This is a genomic window from Micromonospora sp. NPDC047527 (genome assembly GCF_040643015.1).
Lineage (GTDB): Bacteria > Actinomycetota > Actinomycetes > Mycobacteriales > Micromonosporaceae > Micromonospora.
This window is the reverse complement of sequence record NZ_JBEYTK010000006.1, coordinates 296,899-305,544: the sequence shown is the minus strand read 5'-3', so window position 1 is coordinate 305,544 and position 8,646 is coordinate 296,899. Positions and strand designations below refer to the sequence as shown.

6 protein-coding genes are annotated in these 8,646 nt (G+C 72.9%); 4 read left to right on the top strand and 2 right to left on the bottom strand.

What is annotated here, in order from left to right:
• Positions 1-150: 150 nt before the first annotated feature.
• The gene (gene mtfM / locus ABZ808_RS23580; protein ID WP_030327764.1) at positions 151-255 is read right to left on the bottom strand and encodes a small membrane protein MtfM; all 105 of its coding nucleotides are present in this window, start codon (positions 253-255) and stop codon (positions 151-153) included.
• 12 nt (positions 256-267) lie between these two features.
• Here mtfM and ABZ808_RS23575 point away from each other — a divergent pair, with 12 nt between their 5' ends.
• The 3 genes from ABZ808_RS23575 to ABZ808_RS23565 all read left to right on the top strand — a co-directional run bounded on the left by ABZ808_RS23575 (position 268) and on the right by ABZ808_RS23565 (position 3,152).
• Positions 268-642, top strand: a complete 375-nt coding sequence (locus ABZ808_RS23575; protein ID WP_357010280.1) for a DsrE family protein — start codon at positions 268-270, stop codon at positions 640-642.
• 81 nt (positions 643-723) lie between these two features.
• A complete protein-coding gene (locus tag ABZ808_RS23570) occupies positions 724-1,104 on the top strand; it encodes an SCP2 sterol-binding domain-containing protein (protein WP_357010277.1) in 381 nt (126 codons plus the stop codon).
• Complete coding sequence (locus tag ABZ808_RS23565) at positions 1,101-3,152, top strand: glycogen debranching N-terminal domain-containing protein (protein ID WP_357010274.1); 2,052 nt, start codon at positions 1,101-1,103, stop codon at positions 3,150-3,152. The genes ABZ808_RS23570 and ABZ808_RS23565 overlap by 4 nt, the downstream gene beginning before the upstream one ends.
• A gap of 15 nt (positions 3,153-3,167) precedes the next feature.
• On the opposite strand, the gene ABZ808_RS23560 is transcribed toward ABZ808_RS23565, so the two are convergent.
• Positions 3,168-4,028 carry a hypothetical protein gene (locus ABZ808_RS23560; RefSeq protein WP_357010271.1) on the bottom strand — a complete coding sequence of 287 codons (861 nt, stop codon included), beginning with the start codon at positions 4,026-4,028 and terminating at the stop codon, positions 3,168-3,170.
• A gap of 175 nt (positions 4,029-4,203) precedes the next feature.
• Here ABZ808_RS23560 and ABZ808_RS23555 point away from each other — a divergent pair, with 175 nt between their 5' ends.
• The gene (locus ABZ808_RS23555; protein ID WP_357010268.1) at positions 4,204-8,589 is read left to right on the top strand and encodes a S8 family serine peptidase; all 4,386 of its coding nucleotides are present in this window, start codon (positions 4,204-4,206) and stop codon (positions 8,587-8,589) included.
• Positions 8,590-8,646: the final 57 nt, after the last annotated feature.

Sequence of the window (8,646 nt, the reverse complement as noted above, 5' to 3'; positions counted from 1 at the left end):
CGGGGCTCGCAAACCCGGCTCACTCCTCGCGCTCACCGTGCCACCTTCGCTCGCGACTGCGGGGCTCGCAAACCCGGCTCACTCCTCGCGCTCACCGTGCCACCTTCGCTCGCGACTGCGGGGCTCGCAAACCCGGCTCACTCCTCGCGCTCACCAGCGTCCTCTCGATATGCGTACGGCAAGGTACACGAGGCCACCGGCGAGCCCGCCCAGGCCGGCGACCAGCAGGCTGACGAACCCGATCTCGGTAACCATCCAACCCATCCTATGCTGTGCGTCATGGCCCGCTCTCTCGTCGTCAAGGCCACCGCGGGGGCGGACGCCCCGGAGCGGTGCGCGCAGGCGTTCACGGTCGCCGCCACGGCGGTCGCGGCCGGTGTGGACGTCTCGCTCTGGCTCACCGGGGAATCGACCTGGTTCGTGCTGCCCGGCCGCGCCCAGGAGTTCGAGCTGCCGCACTCCGCGCCGCTGGCCGAGCTGCTGCACGTCATCCTGACCAGTGGCCGGGTGACCGCCTGCACCCAGTGCGCGGCCCGCCGGGGGATCGGCCCGGACGACGTCCTTCCCGGTGTCCGGATCGCGGGCGCCGCGGCCTTCGTCGAGGAGGCCATGGCAGAGGGCGCGCAGGCACTGGTCTACTGACCACCAGCGCGCCACGGCGGGACAGGCCGGCGGAGTACGGATACCGGCCCGGCACCCCGGTCAGCTGCCTACGATTCGGAGGTGACCGAGGCGACGGAGAGGTTCTTCGAATCACTGCCGGCGCGTGCCCCTGCCATCCTGTGTGGCCTGGCCGACGGTGCCCTCCAGATCGATCTCAGCACCGGCCAGCAGACCGAGCAGTGGATGGTCCGGATGCAACCGGGCACGGTCCGGATCAGCCGCGAGCGGGGCCCGGCCGACGCCATCTGGTCCTGCGATGCGGCCCTGTTCGACCGGTTGATCACCGGGGAGGCCCAGGGGATCGCCGCGGTGCTGCGCAACGAGAGCACGTTCAGCGGCAACGTGGTGCTCTTCCTGGCCTTCCGCCGCTTCTTCCCGAACCCGCCGGGCACCCGCGACCCGCGCGAGGTGGCCCGAAAGGCAGCCGGGCGGCCGGCGTGAAGGATCTCGTCAGCATCCTGGACGGCAACACCTTCCTGGTCTGCGACCGGGCGGGCGACATCGAGCCGTCGTTCGACTTCCCCACCGGGCTGTTCTCCTTCGACACGCGCTTCCTGTCCAGCTGGGTGCTGACCCTGGACGGCCAGCGGCTGCACACCCTCTCGATGGACGACAGCGAGTCGTACCGGACGAAGTTCTTCCTGGCCCCCGGGCAGCCCACGCACTACCTGGACGCCAAGGCGTCGGTGATCCGCAGCCGGTCGATCGGGGGCAGCTTCGAGGAGGAGCTGACCGTGCTGAACCACTCCGGCGATGAGCTCGAGTGCACCGTCCGGCTGGAGATGAGCAGTGACTTCGCCGACCTGTTCGAGATCAAGCACGCTCGGCAGAAGCAGGGCCACACGACGGTCTCGGTGACCGACAACGAGCTGCGGTTGACCTACCGGCGGGAGGCGTTCCACCGAGAGACACTCGTCAGCTCCAGCATGCCGGCGGAGGTCGACACCGCCGGGATGTCCTTCCGGATCCGGATCGGCCGCAAGGGCGAGTGGACCACCCGGCTACGCGTGTCCACCGTCGTCTACGGTGCGCGGGGCGAGGACATCCGGGCCACGCTGCCGTTCGGCGGCAGCCGCAGCGCGGACGCCATCCGCGCCGAGCAGCAGGAGCTGATCGACCGGGCACCGAAGCTCGGCTGCGACTGCGAGCCGCTGGCCGGGGCGTACCGGCGCAGCCTCAACGACCTGGCCGCCCTGCGCTACGAGTCGATCGCCCTGGGCGTACGGCTGATCGCCGCCGGGCTGCCCTGGTTCATGACTTTGTTCGGCCGGGACAGCATCTTCACCTCGTTGCAGGTGGTGCCGTTCCTGCCGGAGCTGATCCCGCCGACCATCCTGATGCTGGCCGGCCTGCAGGGGCACCGGGTGGACGACTTTCGGGACGAGGAGCCCGGCAAGATCCTGCACGAGCTGCGGTACGGCGAAACCGCCGGCTTCGAGGAGCAGCCGCACTCGCCGTACTACGGGTCGGCCGACTCGACGCCGCTGTTCGTGATCCTCATCGACGAGTACGAGCGCTGGACCGGCGACGCCGCGCTGGTCCGTCGGTTGGAGCCGCACGTGCGAGCGGCACTGGAGTGGATCGACACGTACGGCGACCTGCTCGGCACCGGCTATCTCTGGTACCAGACCCGCAACCCGGAGTCCGGCCTGCAGAACCAGTGCTGGAAGGACTCCTGGGACGCCATCTCGTACGCCGACGGCCAACTGCCCGGCTTTCCCCTGGCCACCTGCGAGTTGCAGGGCTACGCGTACGACGCGAAGATCCGGGCCGCCCGGTTGGCCCGGACGTTCTGGAACGACCCGGCGTACGCCGACCGGTTGGAGCAGGAGGCCGCCGCGCTGAAGCAGCGGTTCAACCACGATTTCTGGATCACCGAGCGGGGGTACTACGCGCTCGCGCTGGACGCCGACGGCCGGCAGGTCGACGCGCTGACGTCGAACATCGGGCACCTGCTGTGGAGCGGCATCGTGGACGAGTCCCGGGCCGGCAAGGTGGTCGAGCACCTGCTCGGCCCGCAGCTCTTCTCCGGCTGGGGGGTGCGGACCCTCGCCGAGGACCAGGGCCGGTACAACCCGATCGGCTACCACGTGGGCACCGTCTGGCCGTTCGACAACTCGATCATCGCCTGGGGCCTGTGGCGGTACGGCTACCGCAAGGAGGCCGGGCTGATCTGCGACGCGATGCTCGCGGCGTCCCGCTACTTCGGAGGGCGGCTTCCGGAGGCGTTCGCCGGCTACGCCCGCGATCTCACCGACTATCCGGTGGAGTATCCGACCGCGTGCAGCCCGCAGGCGTGGTCGACGGGCACCCCGCTGCTGTTGCTGCGGGTGATGCTGGGGCTGGAGCCACAGGGCGAGCATCTGATCATCGATCCGGCCGTGCCGCCGGGCATGGGCCGGATCGAGCTGCTGGACATTCCCGGCCGTTGGGGGCGGGTCGACGCGCTGGGCCGCAGCCGCGACCCGGATGAGGCGACGGACGGCTGACCGGGGCGTCTCGCCCTAGTCCGGACAGCCGACGGTGGCGGCCAGGCGTACGGCGTCCGGGCCGAGTTCGGCCAGCACTGTGACATCGCCGACCCGGTACGCGTACACCGGCGGGTTGTCCAGCAGTGGGGCGCCGCCGGCCAGCGGCGCGAGCGCGGCGGCCGGCGCGGGCGGGTCTAGCTCGGCGGACCGCGCGGTGCGGGCCAGCGCGCCACCCGGGCAGGGTGCGGTGACCAGCTCCGGCGCGGCATCGGCCGGCCGGTCGAGTGCCGTCAGCGCGGCCGTCAGGGCTGCGGCCTCCGGGCCGGCGGCGGTCGCGGGCGTCGGGGTGTAGCCGGAGCCCACCGGCCGGCAGCCGGTTTCGACGGTCAACCGGACCCGGCCGTCCCCGGTCGACCGGCCCCCGACGGCGACGAACTCGCCGGCGTCGGCGCGCAGCTCCGGGCCGTCCAGGCCGGGGCCGACCCCGGCTCGCCAGTTGGCCGGCAGCCGATCGGCGATCCCGGTCAGCACGGCCCGCTCGGTGCCGGCGGGCGCGAGCACACCGACCTCACGTCGCAGGGCGGCACCATCGGAGAGCGGGGTGACCCGACAGCCCGAGCGGATCCGGGCGGAACCCAGTTCGAGCAGCCCGGCCGGACCGGCCGCGCGGGCCAGCTCGCCGACCGCCCGGTCGACGATCGGACCGGCCTGGTCGAGGGTGCGCTGCTCGCGCACGGTCGGTGGGTCGTCGCGGACCGACATCCAGGCGAGCCCGGCCAGCAGGACCGCCCACAGCACGGACGCGACCAGCAGCCAGTGCCGCCGACGCCGGGCGGGTGCCGGCGCGGCGGGACCGCTCGACGGGGCCCAACCCGTCTGGACAGCACCGCTCACCCGGTCATGGTGTCACGAGCGGTCCGCCGGCCCGGAGGCAGCGGTCGGTCGGCCACGGGACACCGGGCCGTATTCGCCGCAAACGTCACTGACCAGGCACTTCCCGACGTTATCCATTGAGCACCGTCTGGCGCGCCCGTCCCGAACCGATCGGGACCCAACGTGGGGAGGAACAGTGCTCCGACCATCATCCTTGAGATCCGCTCTCCGGCGAACAGCCGTGGCGTGCGCCGCGATCCTGCTGGGCCTCACCGCCCAACCCGCGGTCGCTGCCCAACGAGAACCGGACCCGCAACCCGCGCCGGCCCGCGTGGACCAGCGACTGCTGCGCCAACTCGGCGCGACCGGCAGCGGGAGTTTCCTGGTCTACCTGCGGGACACCGCGCCGGTGGCCCGGACCGCGAAGCTCCGTGACGCGGACGACCGGGCCCGCGAGGTGCACCGGCTGCTCACCACGACCGCCGAGCGCACCCAGCACGATCTGCGGGCGCTGCTGACCGCCCGCCGGGCCTCGCACACCGCCTACTGGATCGCCAACGCTGTGCGGGTGACCGGCGACCGGAAGCTGGTCGACGAGATCGCCAAGCGACCCGAGGTGGCCCGGATCGAACCCACCCGCAGCTACCCGCTGCGGCGACCGACGCCGGCCGCCGGCAGCCGTGCCAGCGCCGACGGCGTCGAGTGGGGGCTGACCAACATCAACGCGCCCCAGGTCTGGAGCGACCTGGGCGACCGCGGCGAGGGCGTGGTGGTCGCCAACATCGACAGCGGCGTCCAGTACGACCATCCCGCGCTGGTCGGGGCGTACCGGGGCAATGTCGGTGGAGGCGCCGTCGACCACGACCACAACTGGTACGACCCGGCCGGGGTGTGCCCGAGCCCGGCACCCTGCGACAACAACGGCCACGGCACCCACACCATGGGCACGATGGTCGGCGACGACGGCGCCGGCAACCAGATCGGCGTCGCCCCCGGCGCCCGGTGGATCGCCGCGAAGGGCTGCGAGGCGGACTCCTGCTCCGACGCCTCCCTGCTCGCCGCCGGCCAGTGGGTGCTGGCCCCCACCGACCTGAACGGGCAGAACCCCCGCCCCGACCTGCGGCCCGACGTGGTCAACAACTCCTGGGGCGGCGCCGGCGACGATCCGTGGTATCAGCAGACCATCGCGGCCTGGCGGGCTGCCGGCATGTTCCCCGTCTTCTCCTCCGGCAACGACGGCCCGGCCTGCGGCAGCGCCGGCTCCCCCGGCGACAACGCCGACGCGTACGCGGTCGGCTCGTACGACGTGCACAACGCGATCTCCGACTTCTCCGGCCGAGGCGACGCCACCGACCCGCAGTCGTACAAGCCGAACGTCGCTGCCCCGGGCAGCAACGTGCGCTCCAGCGTGCCGGGCAACTCCTACGCCGCCTTCGACGGCACCTCGATGGCCGCCCCACACGTCTCCGGCACCATCGCGCTGGTCTGGTCGGCGGCACCGGGTCTGAAGGGCGACATCGCCGCCACCGAGGAGTTGCTCGACCGAACCGCCCGCGACGTCGACGCCACCGCCTGCGGGGGCACCGCCGCCGACAACAACGTCTTCGGTGAGGGCCGACTCGACGCGTACGCGGCGGTGCGGGCCGCCCCGCGCGGCACGGTCGGACGGATCGCCGGCACCGTGACCGCGGTAGCCGGCGGCGACCCGATCGCCGGCGCGACAGTCGGCGACGGCAGCCGCAGCGTCACCACCGGCGCGGACGGCCGGTACGCGCTCACCGTGCCGGCCGGCGAGGCCACGGTCACCGTGAGCGCGTACGGCTACGCCGGGCAGTCGGCCACCGTCACCGTCACCGAGGGCAGCGCGGTCACCCGGGACTTCGCGCTTGTGGCAAGCCCGACGGTCACCGTCAGCGGCCGGGTCACCGACGGTTCGGGGCACGGCTGGCCGCTCTACGCCCGGGTCGAGGTCGCCGGCCGCCCCGGTGGGCCGGTCTTCACCGACCCGGTCAACGGCCGGTACTCGTTCACCGTGCCGGGCGGCACCACCTACCGGCTCACCGTGGCGGCCCGCCATCCCGGCTACCGCACGGTGACCCGGGACGTGGCCACCGGCACGCGGCCGGTGACGGCCGACATCGTCGTACCGGTCGAGCCGGCCTGCACGGCGGCCGGCTACGCCAGCAGCTTCGGCACGCCGGTGCTGGACGAGAGCTTCGACGGCACCGACCCGCCGGGCGGCTGGTCGGTGCGCAACCGCACCGGCGACGGCGGCTGGACCTTCAGCGACGACGGCGAGCGCGGCAACCTCACCGGTGGCAGCGGTGCCTTCGCCATCGTGGACAGCGACCGCCTCGGCTCCGGTAAGAGGCAGGACACCGACCTGGTGACCCCGACGGTCGACCTGAGCGCCGTCCCGGCGCCGGTGCTGCGTTTCCGCAGCGACTGGCGGGCCGTCGGCGTCAGCGACACCGCCGACGTGGACGTCTCCACCGACGGCGGCGACACCTGGACCACCGTCTGGCACCAGACCGACAGCCGGCGCGGACCGCGCGTCGAGGAGGTGCCGCTGGATCCGGCGGCCGGAGCCTCCACCGTCCAGGTCCGGTTCCGCTTCCACGGCGGCTTCGCCTGGTGGTGGGAGGTCGACGACGTGCAACTGGTCAACCGCGACTGCGCGCCGATACCCGGTGGGCTGGTGCTCGGCGTGACCACCGACCGCAACACCGGCACGCCGCTCAACGGGGTCACCGTTGTCAGCGCCGACCAGCCGGAGGATCGCGGGGTGTCGTCGGCGACGCCGGAGGACCCGGCCCTGCCGGACGGCTTCTACCAGCTCTTCTCCCGGCTGACCGGGGCGCACCAGTTCGCTGCCAGCCGATCCCCGTACCAGGAGGCGACGAAGAGGGTGACCGTGGTGGCCGACAGGGCCCGCCGGGCGGATCTCGCGCTGGCGGCCGGTCGGCTCACCGTCACCCCGGGCGGCGTCGAGTCGTACCAGCCGCACGGCAGCACCCGGACCACGAAGGTGACGGTGCGCAACACCGGCACGGCCCCGGCCGCCATCGACCTGGTGGAGCGCAACGGGCGGTTCGACCTGCTGGCCAGGGCGGGAGCACCGCTGCGGGAGCAGAAGATGAAGGGCATCAGCAAGACCCGCACCGGCACCACGTACGGCGGGGCGAACACCGAGGCCAGGCCACGGGCGCAGGACGCCTGGGCCGGGATCGCCGACCTGCCGACGGCGGTCTACGACAACGCGGCGGCCAACCTGGACGGCAAGGTCTACTCCGTCGGCGGTGGCGGCGGCAGCGGCCAGGAACGCAAAGCATGGCGGTACGACCCCGACACCGACGTGTGGACGGCGCTGCCCGACCTGCCGACGGCCCGATCCAAGCCGGTCGCCGCAGCCGTGGGCGGCAAGCTGTACGTGATCGGCGGCTGGGGCGCCGACGACGAGACGGTCGCCTCGGTGGACGTGTTCGACCCGGCCACGAACAGTTGGAGCACGGTGGCCGGGGCGAGCAACCCATTCCCGGTGGCGGCGGCCGGCGGCGCGGTGGCCGGCGGAAAGGCGTACCTGGTCGGTGGCTGCCTCGACAGCACCTGCACCGACTCGGACCGGCTCGTCGTCTTCGACCCGGCGACCGGTTCGTTCCAGACCGGCGCGGCCTACCCGCACCCGGTCTCCTGGCTCTCCTGCGGTGGGATCGGCAGCGCGGTGTACTGCGCGGGCGGCACCGGCGGCAGCGACTACACCGACGCCCACCGGTACGACCCGGCGGCGGACGCGTGGACCCGCCTGCCCAACCTGCCGGTCGACCTCTGGGGTTCGCAGCACACGGCCGCCGGCGGTCTGCTGGTGCTGGCCGGTGGCGTCACCGCGGCGTCGACCGCGGTGACCAACCGGACCATCGGGTACGACCCGGTGGCCGGGATCTGGCGGGACCTGCCCAACGTCCAGTTCGGCCGCTACCGGGGCGCCGCCGCCTGCGGCGCGTACAAGATCGGCGGATCGCCGTCCTCCTTCGTGGGCTCCGCGGAGAGCGAGCGGATGGGCGGCCTGGACCTCTGCGCCGGGGAGGTCGACCTGCCGTGGCTCGCCACGACGCCGGCCAGCTTCACCCTGGCGCCGGGCGCGTCCCGGGCCGTCACCGTCACCCTGCGAGCCACAGCGGCGACGGAGGTGGCCCAGCCGGGCACCTACTCCGGCGAGTTGGGGATCGCGTCGAACACGCCCTACCCGGTGGCTGCGGTGCCGGTGACGATGCACGTGTCGCCGCCGGCCAACTGGGGCAGGATCCAGGGCACCGTCACCGGCGTCACCTGCGGCGGAGCCATCGTGGGAGTCCCGGCGACGGTCCGGGTGAACCTGGTGGGCGGCACCACCGGCCACACCCTGACCGCCAACGCCCAGGGCCGGTACGTCTGGTGGCTGCCGAAAGGCCGGTACGAGGTGATCGTGGCGAAGGACGGCTGGGTGCCGCAGAGCCGGCGCACACGGATCGAGGCGGGCATCGTCAACACGCTCGACTTCGGCCTCGACCCGGCCTCGTCCTGCACGAGAGCCACCGGCATCTGACCCCTCCGAGACGACCGGGGCCGGTCACCCTTGATATGGGTGACCGGCCCCGGTCGA

What these genes read in the sequence shown, in the direction of transcription:
- mtfM (WP_030327764.1), bottom strand. Translation starts at nt 255, where the DNA reads ATGGTTACCGAGATCGGGTTCGTCAGCCTGCTGGTCGCCGGCCTGGGC.
- ABZ808_RS23575 (WP_357010280.1), top strand. Translation starts at nt 268, where the DNA reads ATGCTGTGCGTCATGGCCCGCTCTCTCGTCGTCAAGGCCACCGCGGGG.